We start from the raw sequence: 14,908 nt of genomic DNA, 5'->3' as shown, positions 1-14,908 counted from the left end.
TTTTTTCATTGATTGCAGAAATATATTGATAATATTATTGATAACTATTTGCATTTGCAATAGCGTAATGGCGCGCCGTGGGAAGCGCGGACATTTATTAACCAACTGCACTGCGTGTCTTTCAGGATCAAAGGTTTTCGCGGTAGCGGGATGCGTCGTGTTGATGACGACCATGCCCGACAGTTGCAATTCGTGGCAAAAATGCAGGAATAAAACAATGAACAAGAAGATTCATTCCCTGGCCTTGTTGGTCAATCTGGGGATTTATGGGGTAGCGCAGGCACAAGAGCCGACCGATACTCCTGTTTCACATGACGATACCATTGTCGTTACCGCCGCCGAGCAGAACTTGCAGGCGCCTGGCGTTTCGACCATCACCGCAGATGAAATCCGCAAAAACCCCGTCGCCCGCGATGTGTCGGAGATTATCCGTACCATGCCAGGCGTTAACCTGACCGGTAACTCCACCAGTGGTCAGCGTGGTAATAACCGCCAGATTGATATTCGCGGCATGGGGCCGGAAAACACGCTGATTTTGATTGACGGCAAGCCGGTCAGCAGCCGTAACTCGGTGCGTCAGGGCTGGCGTGGCGAGCGCGATACCCGTGGTGATACTTCCTGGGTGCCGCCTGAAATGATTGAACGTATTGAAGTTCTGCGTGGTCCGGCAGCTGCGCGTTATGGCAACGGCGCGGCGGGCGGCGTAGTTAACATCATTACCAAAAAAGGCAGCGGTGAGTGGCACGGCTCCTGGGATGCTTATTTCAATGCACCAGAACATAAAGAGGAAGGTGCCACCAAACGTACCAACTTCAGCCTGACCGGTCCGCTGGGTGATGAATTCAGCTTCCGTTTATATGGCAACCTCGACAAAACTCAGGCTGACGCGTGGGATATTAACCGGGGGCATCAGTCCGCGCGTGCCGGTACATATGCGGATACGCTGCCCGCCGGGCGCGAAGGGGTGATCAACAAGGATATTAATGGCGTAGTTCGCTGGGACTTCGCGCCTCTGCAATCACTCGAACTGGAAGCAGGCTACAGCCGCCAGGGCAACCTGTATGCGGGCGACACACAGAACACCAACTCCGATTCCTATACCCGCTCGAAATATGGTGATGAAACCAACCGCTTGTATCGCCAGAACTACTCGCTGACCTGGAACGGCGGCTGGGATAACGGCGTGACCACCAGCAACTGGGTACAGTACGAACACACGCGAAACTCACGTATTCCAGAAGGTCTGGCGGGCGGCACCGAAGGGAAATTTAACGAAAAAGCGACACAGGATTTCGTCGATATCGATCTTGATGACGTGATGCTGCACAGCGAAATTAACCTGCCGATTGATTTCCTTGTTAACCAGACTCTGACGCTGGGTACGGAGTGGAATCAGCAGCGGATGAAGGACTTAAGTTCCAACACCCAGGCGCTGACCGGAACGAATACTGGTGGTGCTATTGATGGCGTGAACGCCACCGACCGTAGCCCATATTCAAAAGCAGAAATTTTCTCGCTGTTTGCCGAAAACAACATGGAGCTGACTGACAGCACCATCGTAACGCCGGGGCTGCGTTTCGATCATCACAGCATTGTTGGCGATAACTGGAGTCCGGCGCTGAACATATCGCAAGGATTAGGCGATGACTTCACGCTGAAAATGGGCATTGCCCGCGCCTATAAAGCGCCGAGCCTGTACCAGACTAACCCGAACTACATTCTCTACAGTAAAGGTCAGGGCTGTTACGCCAGCGCGGGCGGCTGCTATCTGCAGGGGAACGATGACCTGAAAGCGGAAACCAGTATCAACAAAGAGATTGGTCTGGAGTTCAAACGCGACGGCTGGCTGGCGGGCATCACCTGGTTCCGTAACGATTATCGCAATAAGATTGAAGCAGGCTATGTTGCTGTAGGGCAAAACGCAGTCGGCACCGATCTCTATCAGTGGGATAACGTGCCGAAAGCGGTAGTTGAAGGTCTGGAAGGATCGTTAAACGTACCGGTTAGCGAAACGGTCATGTGGACTAATAACATCACTTATATGCTGAAGAGTGAAAACAAAACCACGGGCGACCGTTTGTCGATCATCCCGGAGTATACGTTGAACTCAACGCTGAGCTGGCAGGCACGGGAAGATTTGTCGATGCAAACGACCTTCACCTGGTACGGCAAACAGCAGCCGAAGAAATACAACTACAAAGGCCAGCCAGCGGTTGGACCTGAAACCAAAGAAATCAGTCCGTACAGCATTGTGGGTCTGAGCGCGACCTGGGATGTGACGAAGAATGTCAGTCTGACCGGCGGCGTGGACAACCTGTTCGACAAGCGTTTGTGGCGTGCGGGTAATGCCCAGACCACAGGCGATCTGGCAGGAGCCAACTATATCGCAGGTGCCGGAGCGTATACCTATAACGAGCCGGGACGTACGTGGTATATGAGCGTTAACACTCACTTCTGATGCTAACGTCAGATTGTTGACAAAGCGCGCGTCGTTCATGCCGGATGCGGCGTGAACGCCTTATCAGGCCTACAAAAATCTTGCCAATTCAATATATTGCAGGACCACGTAGGCCTGATAAGCGTAGCGCATCAGGCAGTTTTGCGTTTGTCATCAGCCTCTAATATGGTCGACATGAAAACTACGCATACCTCCCTCCCCTTTGCCGGACATACGCTGCATTTTGTTGAGTTTGATCCGGCGAGTTTTCGCGAGCAGGATTTACTCTGGCTGCCGCACTACGCGCAACTGCAAAACGCTGGACGGAAACGCAAAGCCGAACATTTGGCCGGGCGGATCGCTGCTGTTTATGCGTTGCGGGAATATGGCTATAAATGTGTACCCGCAATCGGCGAGCTACGCCAACCTGTGTGGCCTGCGGAGGTATACGGCAGTATTAGCCACTGCGGGACTACGGCATTAGCCGTGGTATCCCGTCAACCGATTGGCATTGATATTGAAGAAATTTTTTCTGCGCAAACAGCAGCAGAATTGACAGACAACATTATTACCCACACTGAACACGAGATTATTACAGGCTGCGATTTACCTTTCCCTATGGCGCTTACACTGGCATTTTCAGCAAAAGAAAGTGCATTTAAGGCAAGCAAGTTACAGACAGAACAAGGTTTTCTGAATTATCAAATAATTAACTGGAATAAACAGCAGATCATCATTCGTCGAGATGGTGAGAAGTTTGCTGTGCACTGGCAGATAAAAGAAAAGATAGTCATAACGCTGTGCCAACACGATTAATTGACAATACCCGGAGCGATTCGCCCGCAGCCATCACTGACTGCGGGCGAAAGTGTAAAGCAGGTGCCTTACCATTCCTGACCTGACAACCGGATATGCGGGGATTGCTCCCCGCACAGCGGCTACTTCTTCGGTTCGTAAGCGAGAACAGCCCTGAACTCAATATTACGTTCCTTCACCGTCAACTCGCACAGCGAGTCTCCGACCAGAAGCGTAAATCCCAGCACCGTTAAACACAGCACTATGACTGCCACAAGGGCATATTTCGTCAGCATGTTTATATTGCCTCCATGCGAAGAAGGGACTACCATCCAAATTGTTCGGGTTTGGAGTGGCAGCCCCAGGGTTGATAGAAATATCTCCTGGGGCTTCATCTTTCCAGACCTCAGAGTAAACCTGAAACCGGAAAGCTTCAGGCACCCGCCGTTATCTTACCCTTCCTTAGCAAAATAGCTGTTTATTTATACAGTTAATCCTGTTTCGGACTTCTGTCGGCAAAACTGATCATTGCCCTTAATACGAAATCGCCCGCAGCCATCACTGACCGCGGGCGAAAGTGTAAAGCAGGTGCCTTACCACCCTGACCTGACAACCGGATGTGCGGGGATTACTCCCCGCACAACGGCTACTTCTTCGGTTCGTAAGCGAGAACAGCCTTAAACTCAATATTACGTTCCTTCACGGTGAACTCACACAGTGAGTCTCCGACCAGAAGCGTAAATCCCAGCACCGTTAAACACAGCACTATGACTGCCACAAGGGCATATTTCGTCAGCATGTTTATATTGCCTCCATGCGAAGAAGGGACTACCATCCAAATTGTCTGGTTTGGAGTGGCAGCCCCAGGGTTGATAGAAATATCGTCCTGGGGCTTCATCTTTCCAGACCTCAGAGTAAACCTGAAACCGGAAAGCTTCAGGCACCCGCCGTTATCTTACCCTTCCTTAGCAAAATAGCTGTTTATTTATACAGTAAATCCTGTTTCGGACTTCTCACTCCCCATTTGATCAACCGAAGCTGAACCCGTTTTTTTCTGCATGCCTCAATCGTCAAAATTCTTCGCCGCCAGCCAGCTATGACGCAACTGGTCACATTGCAAAAGTAGCCAAATTGCTTCAGTCACAATCAGTTCACCATCACCAAAGAAAGAAACATTCCAGAACTTCCGCATCTCGCCCAGCCGCTCCGACTTCTATACTGAATAGAAAACGCCAACATAAGAGAAACCTATGCCATTACCCGATTTTCATGTTTCTGAACCTTTTACCCTCGGTATTGAACTGGAAATGCAGGTGGTTAATCCGCCGGGCTATGACTTAAGCCAGGACTCTTCAATGCTGATTGACGCGGTTAAAAATAAGATCACGGCCGGAGAGGTAAAGCACGATATCACCGAAAGTATGCTGGAGCTGGCGACGGATGTTTGCCGTGATATCAACCAGGCTGCCGGGCAATTTTCAGCGATGCAGAAAGTCGTATTGCAGGCAGCCGCAGACCATCATCTGGAAATTTGCGGCGGTGGCACGCACCCGTTTCAGAAATGGCAGCGTCAGGAGGTATGTGACAACGAACGCTATCAACGAACGCTGGAAAACTTTGGCTATCTCATCCAGCAGGCGACCGTTTTTGGTCAGCATGTCCATGTTGGCTGCGCCAGTGGCGATGACGCCATTTATTTGCTGCACGGCCTGTCACGGTTTGTGCCACACTTCATCGCCCTTTCCGCCGCGTCGCCATATATGCAGGGAACGGATACGCGTTTTGCCTCCTCACGGCCCAATATTTTTTCCGCCTTTCCCGATAATGGCCCGATGCCGTGGGTCAGTAACTGGCAACAATTTGAAGCCCTGTTTCGCTGCCTGAGTTACACCACGATGATCGACAGCATTAAAGATCTGCACTGGGATATTCGCCCCAGTCCTCATTTTGGCACGGTGGAGGTTCGGGTGATGGATACCCCGTTAACCCTTAGCCACGCGGTAAATATGGCGGGATTAATTCAGGCCACCGCCCACTGGTTACTGACGGAACGCCCGTTTAAACATCAGGAGAAAGATTACCTGCTGTATAAATTCAACCGTTTCCAGGCCTGTCGCTATGGGCTGGAAGGCGTCATTACCGATCCGCACACTGGCGATCGTCGACCGCTAACGGAAGACACCTTGCGATTACTGGAAAAAATCGCCCCTTCTGCACATAAAATTGGCGCATCGAGCGCAATTGAAGCACTGCATCGACAGGTCGTCAGCGGTCTGAATGAAGCGCAGCTGATGCGCGATTTCGTCGCCGATGGCGGCTCGCTGATTGGGCTGGTGAAAAAGCATTGTGAGATCTGGGCCGGTGACTAAGTCGGGAATTGCCTTACAGAAGAATATCCCTGACAATGGTGTTTTAACTTACATTTAACAATGTTATGAAACACCCTTTAGAAACCTTGACCACCGCAGCAGGCATTTTGCTGATGGCTTTCCTCTCTTGCCTGCTGCTGCCCGCCCCCGCACTGGGGCTGACGCTGGCACAAAAACTGGTGACCACGTTCCATCTGATGGATCTTAGCCAGCTTTACACTTTATTGTTTTGCCTGTGGTTTTTAGTGCTGGGCGCTATTGAGTATTTTGTTCTGCGCTTTATCTGGCGACGCTGGTTCTCGCTGGCGGATTAAACGTCGATTATCGCCGTACTTCGCGGCATACTTTGCTTATTCTCCTAAAGGAACGTTTATGGATAAGCAATCACTGCACGAAACGGCGAAACGCCTGGCCCTTGAGTTACCCTTTGTCGAGCTTTGCTGGCCTTTTGGCGCGGAGTTCGATGTGTTTAAAATTGGCGGCAAGATTTTTATGCTGTCGTCAGAACTGCGCGGCGTTCCCTTTATCAATTTGAAGTCCGATCCACAAAAATCCCTGTTAAATCAGCAAATATACCCAAGCATTAAACCAGGGTATCACATGAATAAAAAGCACTGGATTTCGGTGTATCCCGGCGAGGAAATCTCCGAAGCGTTACTTCGCGATCTGATCAACGATTCATGGAATTTAGTGGTTGATGGCTTAACTAAACGCGATCAAAAAAGACTGCGCCCTGGCTAAAGCGGAAATCTATAGCGCATTTTTCTCGCTTACCATTTCTCGTTGAACCTTGTAATCTGCTGGCACGCAAAATTACTTACACATGGAGTCTTTATGGATATCATTTCTGTCGCCTTAAAGCGTCATTCCACTAAGGCATTTGATGCCAGCAAAAAACTTACCCCGGAACAGGACGAGCAGATCAAAACCCTGCTGCAATACAGCCCTTCCAGCACCAACTCCCAGCCGTGGCATTTTATTGTTGCCAGCACGGAAGAAGGTAAAGCGCGTGTTGCCAAATCCGCTGCCGGTAATTACGTGTTCAACGAGCGTAAAATGCTTGATGCCTCGCACGTCGTGGTGTTCTGTGCAAAAACCGCGATGGACGATGCCTGGCTGAAGCTGGTTGTTGACCAGGAAGATGCCGATGGCCGCTTTGCCACGCCGGAAGCGAAAGCCGCGAACGATAAAGGTCGCAAGTTCTTCGCCGATATGCACCGTAAAGATCTGCATGATGATGCAGAGTGGATGGCAAAACAGGTTTATCTCAACGTCGGTAACTTCCTGCTCGGCGTTGCAGCGCTGGGTCTGGACGCGGTACCCATCGAAGGTTTTGACGCCGCCATCCTCGATGAAGAATTTGGTCTGAAAGAGAAAGGCTATACCAGTCTGGTGGTTGTTCCTGTAGGTCATCACAGCGTTGAAGATTTTAACGCGACGCTGCCGAAATCTCGTCTGCCGCAAAGTATCACCTTAACCGAAGTGTAATTATCCTGACAGCCGGGACCCTATCCCGGCTCAGATTGCTGACAAAGTGCGCTTTGTTTATGCCGGATGCGGCGTGACCGCCTTATCCTGCCTACAAGTTCGTGCCAATTCATTCAAGGTAGGCATGATAAGCGTAGCGCATCAGGCAATTTTATATTTGCCATCAGCCCTCGCAGGAAATCCCCCCTCAGATTCTCCTGATTTGCATAACCCCCTTTCAGCCGTCATCATAGGCCGCTGTTGTATAAAGGAGACGTTATGCAGGATTTAATATCCCAGGTTGAAGATTTAGCGGGTATTGAGTTTGATCACACCACCTCGATGGTGATGATTTTCGGTATTATTATTCTGACCGCCGTTGTAGTGCATATTATTTTGCACTGGGTGGTACTGCGTACCTTCGAAAAACGCGCCATTGCCAGTTCACGGCTGTGGCTGCAAATCATTACCCAGAATAAACTCTTCCACCGTTTAGCTTTTACCCTCCAGGGGATTATCGTCAATATTCAGGCGGTATTCTGGCTGCAAAAAGGCACCGAAGCGGCTGATATTCTGACCACCTGCGCGCAGTTGTGGATCATGATGTATGCGCTGCTTTCACTCTTCTCGTTGCTGGATGTTATTTTGAATCTGGCGCAGAAATTCCCGGCGGCAAAGCAGTTGCCGTTAAAAGGGATATTTCAGGGGATCAAACTGATCGGCGCGATTCTGGTCGGCATTTTGATGATCTCACTGCTGATTGGTCAGTCACCGACCATTCTGATTAGTGGTCTTGGCGCAATGGCTGCCGTGCTGATGTTGGTATTTAAAGATCCGATTCTTGGTCTGGTGGCAGGTATTCAGCTTTCCGCGAACGATATGCTGAAACTGGGCGACTGGCTGGAAATGCCAAAATATGGCGCGGATGGCGCAGTAATTGATATTGGTTTAACCACCGTCAAAGTGCGCAACTGGGACAATACTATTACCACTATTCCCACCTGGTCGCTGGTATCTGACTCCTTTAAAAACTGGAGCGGGATGTCAGCCTCTGGCGGGCGACGTATTAAGCGCAGTATCAGTATTGATGTCACCAGTATTCGTTTTCTTGATGAAACTGAAATGCAGCGGCTGAATAAAGCGCATTTGTTAAAGCCTTATTTAACCAGCCGCCATCAGGAAATTAATGAGTGGAATCGCCAGCAAGGTTCTACGGAGTCGGTATTAAACCTGCGCCGAATGACCAATATTGGAACCTTTCGTGCCTATCTGAACGAATATCTGCGTAACCATCCGCGGATTCGTAAAGATATGACCTTAATGGTACGCCAGTTAGCTCCGGGCGATAACGGTTTACCGCTTGAGATCTACGCGTTTACTAATACCGTGGTGTGGCTGGAATATGAAAGCATTCAGGCTGATATATTCGACCACATATTTGCGATCGTCGAAGAGTTTGGTCTGCGACTTCATCAGTCGCCAACCAGCAATGATATTCGCTCCCTGGCAGAAGCATTTAAGCAGTAATTAAAAAACCGCTCTCATCGAATGGATGAGAGCGGCTTCAGATTGTTGTCATCGTGTTGTCGGATGCAGCGTGAATGCCTTATCCAACCTGCACTATTATTTCGCTTTCCGACGCAGCGTTTTAAACGCCACAAACAGGAATACAATCCACACCGGCAGCAGAATTGCCGACAAGCGCATATCATCCATCGTGCACATCAGCAGCAAAATCATGCCGAGGAAGGCAATGCAGAGATAGTTGCCGAACGGATAAAGCAGCGCCTTAAACTGTGTTTCACGCCCCTGACGTCGCATCGCTGCACGAAAACGCAGATGTGCCAGGCAGATCATAATCCAGTTCAACAGCAGCGTTGCCACCACCAGCGCCATCAGCAGACCAAACGCTTTTTGCGGCAGCAGATAGTTGATTAACACCACCAGCGAAGTGATCGCTCCGGAAAGCATCAGCGAGTTGATCGGCACGCCGCGATGGCTAACACGGGTAAGAAACTTCGGCGCATTCCCCTGCACAGAAAGACCAAACAGCATCCGGCTGTTAGAGTAAACCCCGCTGTTGTACACCGATAATGATGCCACCAGAATAACGAAGTTCAGCGCAGAAGCTACCACGTTGCTGTCGAGATTATGGAAAATCATCACAAACGGGCTACTGTTGGATTTCACTTCCCCCCACGGATAGAGTGCCAGTAAAACCACCAGTGAACCGATATAAAACAGCAGGATGCGATACACCACCTGATTCACTGCTTTAGGGATGCTTTTTTCCGGATCGCGTGCTTCAGCGGCAGTAATCCCAATCAGCTCCAGACCGCCGAAGGAGAACATAATCACCGCCAGCGACAAAATCAGCCCATTCCAGCCGGTGGCAAAAAAACCACCGTAGCGCCAGAGGTTATCGATACTGGCTTTCTCGCCGCCGTGACCAGAAAACAGCAGCCACAGGCCAAAGCCGATCATACCGATAATCGCCAGCACTTTAATCAGCGCAAACCAGAATTCGGTTTCGCCATATAAGCGCACGTTCACCAGGTTAACGGCGTTGATGATAATAAAGAAGGCGGCAGCCCAAATCCACGTTGGAACATCCGGGAACCAGTACTGCATATAGATGCCCGCAGCGGTCAGCTCTGCCATTCCCACCAGCACGAACATCACCCAGTAGTTCCAGCCAGAGAGGAAGCCCGCAAACGGTCCCCAGTATTTATAGGCAAAGTGGGCAAATGAACCGGATACCGGCTCTTCGACCACCATCTCGCCGAGCTGGCGCATAATCAGGAAAGCGATGATCCCGGCGACGCCGTAGCCCAGCAATACAGCCGGACCCGCCATCTGAATCGCCGGGCCAATGCCAAGAAACAGACCAGTACCAATAGCGCCACCCAGCGCAATCAGTTGAATATGACGGTTATGTAATCCGCGATGAAGCGTCGGCTCTTGATTCGACGCAGTATCTTCCGATACGGTTGACGCGTTTTTCACGCCTTTCCCCTGTGTGTCTTTTTTGTTGAGGGGCACCTTTTAACATTTAGTGCCCATCGTCGCAAGACACAATCCACACGGTTAAACGGGGTATCCTGCTTTTATTTCCGTACCCGATGTCGGTGCAGCCACATCAGCTTATACGCCGCCGGGATAATAAACAGCGACAGCAAAGGCGCGGTGATCATGCCGCCAATCATCGGTGCGGCAATCCGGCTCATCACCTCTGAACCAGCCCCCGTTCCCCACAGAATCGGCAGCAGACCGGCGATAATCACCGCCACCGTCATCGCTTTCGGGCGCACGCGCAGTACCGCGCCGTGATACAACGCCTCATCCAGCTTCTGCTCACTGAATGTTTGCGGATTATTCAACGACGGCTCGGCCTCTATGGCGTGACGTAAATACATCAGCATCACCACGCCAAATTCGGCGGCGACCCCGGCAAGGGCGATAAATCCAGTACCCGTTGCCACGGAAAGATGAAAGCCCATCCACCACAGCAACCAGATGCCGCCCACCAGTGCAAACGGTACGCTGCTGATAATCAGCAACGCTTCGCCCACGCGACGGAACGCCAGGTACAACAGCACGAAGATGATCATCAGCGTCATCGGCACCATGAGTTTCAGCTTATGGTTGGCGCGCTCCAGTAGCTCGAACTGCCCGGAGAATGCCACGCTGGTGCCCGGTTTTAACTGCACTTTTTCGGCAATCGCTTTTTGCAGATCGTGAACCACCGACACCATGTCACGATCGCGGGCATCGATATAAATCCAGCTCGTCGGGCGCGCATTCTCGGTTTTCAGCATCGACGGTCCAGTAGAGACTTTAACGTCGGCCACGTCTGCCAGGGTAATTTGCTGCTTCATCGGCGTCAGGATCGGTAGCTGGCGCAGCGCCTGCGGACTATCGCGCCAGCTTTGCGGATAACGCAGATTAATTGGATAACGGGCAATCCCTTCCACCGTTTCGCCAACCATCGCCCCGCCCACCGCAGAAGTCACAAACAACTGCACATCCGCCACCGTCATACCGTAACGCGCGGCTTTTTCACGGTTAATCTCAACGTTGATATAGCGCCCACCTTCCAGACGCTCGGCAAGCGCAGAAACCACGCCTGGCACCGTTCGCGCCACTTCTTCAATTTGCTCCGCCATCGCGTCGATATCCGCCAGCACAGTGCCGGAAACTTTAATGCCGATGGGGCTTTTAATGCCCGTGGAAAGCATATCTATACGGTTACGGATTGGCGGCACCCACAGATTCGCCAGCCCTGGTAGCCGCACGGTGTTATCCAGCTCTTCGATGATTTTGTCCATCGTCATGCCAGGCCGCCACTGATCCTGCGGCTTAAGCTGGATGGTCGTTTCTACCATCTCCAGCGGAGCAGAATCGGTGGCGGTTTCCGCTTTCCCGGTTTTGCCAAATACCCGCGCCACTTCAGGTACGCTCATAATCAGCTTGTCGGTTTTTTGCAGCATGCTCGCCGCCTCCGCTGCGGAAATCCCCGGCAGCGTCGATGGCATATACAACAAGTCGCCTTCATTGATCTGCGGTAAAAATTCCCCGCCAACTTTATTGAGCGGCCAGAGAACCGTCAGCACCGAAAGCGCGGCCACCAGCAGCGTGGTTTTCGGCCAGTGCAGTACTTTCAGCAACAGCGGATGATAAACACGAATCAAAAAGCGATTGAGCGGGTTACTGCTTTCTGGCGGAATTTTGCCACGGATCCAGTAACCCATCAGGATAGGGATCACTACGATCGCCAGCAGCGCCGCGCCCGCCATCGCATACGTTTTGGTGAACGCCAACGGGCCAAACAGACGCCCTTCCTGCCCTTCCAGGGTGAAGATCGGGATAAACGACAACGTGATAATCAGCAGACTGATAAACAGCGCCGGCCCCACTTCAACAGACGCATCGGTGATCACCTGCCAGCGCGTTTTATTATCCAGCGTGGCGTCAGGATGCTGGTGCTGCCACTCTTCCAGCCGTTTATGCGCATTCTCGATCATGACGATAGCAGCATCGACCATCGCCCCGACGGCAATCGCAATGCCACCCAACGACATAATATTGGCATTCAGTCCCTGGAAGTGCATGACAATAAAAGCAATACACAACCCCAGCGGCAACGAAATAATCGCCACCAGCGCCGAGCGCACATGCCAGAGAAACAGCGCGCAGACTACCGCCACCACAATAAACTCTTCCAGCAACTTGCCGCTGAGGTTGTCGATGGCCCGGTCAATGAGCTGGCTGCGATCGTATGTTGTCACTATCTCCACGCCTTCCGGCAGACTACTTTTCAGCGTTTCCAGTTTGTCCTTCACGGCGGCGATCACTTCACGGGCGTTTTTGCCGGAGCGCAGGATCACCACCCCGCCCGCCACTTCGCCTTCGCCGTTCAGTTCGGCAATGCCCCGGCGCATTTCCGGTCCAATCTGGACCTTCGCAACATCACGCAGATAAACGGGCACACCATTTTCACTGGCTTTTAAAACGATGTGATTAAAGTCGTCGAGCGTTTGCAGATAGCCGCTGGCGCGCACCATATATTCCGCTTCCGCCAGTTCGATCGACGAACCGCCCGCTTCCTGGTTTGAAGCATCCAGCGCGCTTTTTACTTCGGCTAGACTGATGCCATACTGTGCCAGGCGCTGAGGATCGATAACCACCTGATACTCTTTCACCACACCGCCCACCGACGCCACTTCCGCAACGTCAGGGATGGTTTTTAGCTCATATTTGAGAAACCAGTCCTGCAATGAGCGTAAATCGGCCAGATCGTGCTTACCGCTGCGATCCACCAGCGCATATTCATAGATCCAGCCAACACCCGTGGCATCTGGCCCCAGCTCGGCGCTGACTCCCGCAGGCAGCTTACCCTGTACCTGGTTGAGGTACTCCAGCACCCGCGAGCGCGCCCAGTACGGATCGGTGCCATCTTCGAAAATGACATACACATAAGAGTCGCCAAACTGCGAGAAACCGCGCACAGTCTTCGCGCCAGGCACCGACAACATGGTGATGGTTAGCGGATAAGTCACCTGATTTTCAACGATTTGCGGTGCCTGACCGGGATAGCTGGTTTTAATAATCACCTGCACATCGGAGAGATCCGGCAGCGCATCCACTGGCGTGTTAATGATGGTCCAGGTGCCCCAGATACTCAGAAACAACGCGCCCATCAGCACCAGAAAACGGTTCGCCACCGAGCGACGAATAATCCATTCAATCATTGGCTATTCCCTCAATGCGCATGGGTAGCACTTTCAGAGCGCATCCGCTCCAGTGCACCAGAAATATTGGCTTCAGAATCAATCAGGAACAGGCCGCTGGAAACCACCTTTTCACCTTCCGCCAGACCAGAGCGTAACGCGGTGACACCTTGCGATGCCTGGAAAACGGCAACGCGTTTCGGTACAAAGCGCCCGTCGGCATCAACGGTAATCACCCGCTGTTCGTTGCCGGTATCAATCAGCGCCTGTGACGGAATGAGCAGCATCGGTTCGCTGGCGGTATTGAGTTGCAACCAGGCGTTCATGCCCGGTTTTAGCGCCTCGTCGGCGTTGTCGACTTCCAGACGCAGCTGCAGCGTACGGGTCGCGGCATCCACGCCAGGTAGCAGCGTCCATTTGCGGATGGTGAGTGTTTTATCAGGTCGTGCCGGAACGGTGAGCGTAAACTGCGAGGCATCTTTCACCAGCCAGGCGATGGACTCCGGGATCGCTGCAGTGACCCACACCGGGTCCATACCCTGAATTTTCGCGACCACGTTATCTTTGGCGATATTCATTCCCGCGCGCAGATCAAACGCGGTGATCACGCCATCAATGGGCGCTTTGAGCGTAAAGCGAGTCTGGATTTTTTGCGTGGCGATCAGGCGGCGAATATCCGCCTCCGGCATTCCCGCCAGTCTCAGCCGCTCAAGAATGCCTTCAGTCTGGTTCGCCGTACCGCCGGTTTCGCGCAGCAGTAAATACTCACTCTGCGCTTCCACCCAGTCGGGAATGGTCAGGTCGAGAAGCGGTGTGCCCTTTTGCACTTTATCGCCCACGGTAAGCGGATAAACCTTATCGATAAACCCGGCAGCGCGAGCCTGCACAATGGCATACTGATACTCGTTGTAACTGACATTCGCCGGAAAACTCTGGGCAAAAGTCAGCGGCCCGCGCGTGACGGTAGCCGTTTTCACCCCCAGATTCTGCGTCTGAGTCGGGTCAATGCGCACACCAGACGCAGAACTCTCTTCATCGGCATATTTCGGCACCAGATCCATATCCATAAACGGCGATTTACCTGGTTTATCGAACCGCGTATTGGGATACATCGGGTCGTACCAGAATAAGACTTTACGTTCTGCGGTCGGCGTTTTTTCTGCGGGCGGTTCAGCCTTTGCAAACCAGGTAAAACCTGCCGCAGAAATAATACCGCCCGCGATCATGCTGCCGATAATAAGCGCGATTTTTTTCATCTCATTAAACCTGGGTTACTGGCTGACTTTAATATCCTGTAATAAAGAAAGGTTGCCCTGCTGGACAAAATTAAACGCCACTTTGTCGCCGGTTTTAATTTCACTCATTTTCGTCTGCGGGGTGATGGTAAAGCGCATGGTCATCTCCGGCCAGTTCACGGCAGCAATCGGATCGTGGTGGATGGTGATTTTTTTGCTTTCCAGATCAATACCTTTTACCACGCCAGTGGCGCTAATAACCTGTGGTTGTGCTTCGCTCATGGTTTCATGATGATGTTCGTTAGCCTGGGCATTAAAGCCAATAACGGTAAACAGACTGAACATTGCGACTTGCAGTGCTTTTTTCATTTATTC

At 51.8% G+C, this 14,908-nt stretch carries 14 protein-coding genes and 2 pseudogenes; 9 read left to right on the top strand and 7 right to left on the bottom strand.

Going from position 1 to position 14,908, the window contains the following annotated elements:
* Positions 1-217: 217 nt before the first annotated feature.
* Both fepA and entD read left to right on the top strand, forming a co-directional pair.
* A complete protein-coding gene (gene fepA, locus D9736_RS14575; RefSeq protein ID WP_130258586.1) occupies positions 218-2,458 on the top strand; it encodes a siderophore enterobactin receptor FepA in 2,241 nt (746 codons plus the stop codon).
* Positions 2,459-2,632: 174 nt separating this feature from the next.
* Entirely contained in the window at positions 2,633-3,253 is a 621-nt protein-coding gene (gene entD / locus D9736_RS14570; protein ID WP_130258585.1) for an enterobactin synthase subunit EntD, read from the top strand.
* Between the two features lie 122 nt (positions 3,254-3,375).
* Here entD and hokE (D9736_RS23375) read toward each other — a convergent pair whose 3' ends face one another.
* The gene (gene hokE, locus D9736_RS23375; RefSeq protein ID WP_165383163.1) at positions 3,376-3,528 is read right to left on the bottom strand and encodes a type I toxin-antitoxin system toxin HokE; all 153 of its coding nucleotides are present in this window, start codon (positions 3,526-3,528) and stop codon (positions 3,376-3,378) included.
* On the opposite strand from hokE (D9736_RS23375), the pseudogene D9736_RS23845 reads away from it, so the two are divergent.
* Positions 3,497-3,726: pseudogene (locus D9736_RS23845) on the top strand (hypothetical protein). The gene hokE (D9736_RS23375) and the pseudogene D9736_RS23845 overlap by 32 nt on opposite strands.
* Before the next feature lie 152 nt (positions 3,727-3,878).
* Here D9736_RS23845 and hokE (D9736_RS14560) read toward each other — a convergent pair.
* Positions 3,879-4,031, bottom strand: a complete 153-nt coding sequence (hokE, locus tag D9736_RS14560; RefSeq protein WP_000956465.1) for a type I toxin-antitoxin system toxin HokE — start codon at positions 4,029-4,031, stop codon at positions 3,879-3,881.
* On the opposite strand from hokE (D9736_RS14560), the pseudogene D9736_RS23840 reads away from it, so the two are divergent.
* Positions 4,000-4,274 (top strand): annotated as a pseudogene (locus tag D9736_RS23840) (hypothetical protein). The gene hokE (D9736_RS14560) and the pseudogene D9736_RS23840 overlap by 32 nt on opposite strands.
* Positions 4,275-4,295: 21 nt before the next feature.
* On the opposite strand, the gene D9736_RS23765 reads toward D9736_RS23840, so the two are convergent.
* Positions 4,296-4,424: a hypothetical protein gene (locus tag D9736_RS23765; protein ID WP_276319954.1), complete on the bottom strand. Its 129-nt coding sequence runs from the start codon at positions 4,422-4,424 to the stop codon at positions 4,296-4,298.
* 58 nt (positions 4,425-4,482) lie between these two features.
* On the opposite strand from D9736_RS23765, the gene D9736_RS14550 reads away from it, so the two are divergent.
* From D9736_RS14550 to ybdG, 5 genes are all read left to right on the top strand, one after another.
* A complete protein-coding gene (locus tag D9736_RS14550; protein WP_001130636.1) occupies positions 4,483-5,601 on the top strand; it encodes a YbdK family carboxylate-amine ligase in 1,119 nt (372 codons plus the stop codon).
* A gap of 65 nt (positions 5,602-5,666) precedes the next feature.
* Entirely contained in the window at positions 5,667-5,915 is a 249-nt protein-coding gene (locus D9736_RS14545) for a DUF1158 domain-containing protein (RefSeq protein ID WP_000682524.1), read from the top strand.
* 58 nt (positions 5,916-5,973) lie between these two features.
* Positions 5,974-6,342: an MmcQ/YjbR family DNA-binding protein gene (locus D9736_RS14540; protein WP_130258583.1), complete on the top strand. Its 369-nt coding sequence runs from the start codon at positions 5,974-5,976 to the stop codon at positions 6,340-6,342.
* A gap of 93 nt (positions 6,343-6,435) precedes the next feature.
* Positions 6,436-7,089 (top strand): oxygen-insensitive NAD(P)H nitroreductase, encoded by a 654-nt coding sequence (gene nfsB, locus D9736_RS14535; protein ID WP_130258582.1) that lies wholly within the window; start codon positions 6,436-6,438, stop codon positions 7,087-7,089.
* Between the two features lie 258 nt (positions 7,090-7,347).
* Entirely contained in the window at positions 7,348-8,595 is a 1,248-nt protein-coding gene (gene ybdG / locus D9736_RS14530) for a mechanosensitive ion channel YbdG (protein WP_130258581.1), read from the top strand.
* A gap of 96 nt (positions 8,596-8,691) precedes the next feature.
* On the opposite strand, the gene pheP is transcribed toward ybdG, so the two are convergent.
* The 4 genes from pheP to cusF all read right to left on the bottom strand — a co-directional run bounded on the left by pheP (position 8,692) and on the right by cusF (position 14,902).
* Complete coding sequence (gene pheP, locus D9736_RS14525; protein WP_130258580.1) at positions 8,692-10,074, bottom strand: phenylalanine transporter; 1,383 nt, start codon at positions 10,072-10,074, stop codon at positions 8,692-8,694.
* Between the two features lie 101 nt (positions 10,075-10,175).
* A complete protein-coding gene (gene cusA, locus D9736_RS14520) occupies positions 10,176-13,319 on the bottom strand; it encodes a Cu(+)/Ag(+) efflux RND transporter permease subunit CusA (protein ID WP_130258579.1) in 3,144 nt (1,047 codons plus the stop codon).
* An 11-nt stretch (positions 13,320-13,330) separates the two neighbouring features.
* The gene (gene cusB / locus D9736_RS14515) at positions 13,331-14,554 is read right to left on the bottom strand and encodes a Cu(+)/Ag(+) efflux RND transporter periplasmic adaptor subunit CusB (RefSeq protein WP_130258578.1); all 1,224 of its coding nucleotides are present in this window, start codon (positions 14,552-14,554) and stop codon (positions 13,331-13,333) included.
* A 15-nt stretch (positions 14,555-14,569) separates the two neighbouring features.
* On the bottom strand, positions 14,570-14,902 hold the full coding sequence (cusF, locus tag D9736_RS14510) for a Cu(+)/Ag(+) efflux RND transporter periplasmic metallochaperone CusF (RefSeq protein ID WP_000709870.1): 333 nt from the start codon (positions 14,900-14,902) through the stop codon (positions 14,570-14,572).
* Positions 14,903-14,908: the final 6 nt, after the last annotated feature.

The sequence above is a fragment of the Escherichia sp. E10V10 genome, from assembly GCF_004211985.1.
Taxonomy (GTDB): Bacteria; Pseudomonadota; Gammaproteobacteria; order Enterobacterales; family Enterobacteriaceae; genus Escherichia.
This window is presented reverse-complemented; position numbering and strand designations above follow the sequence as displayed.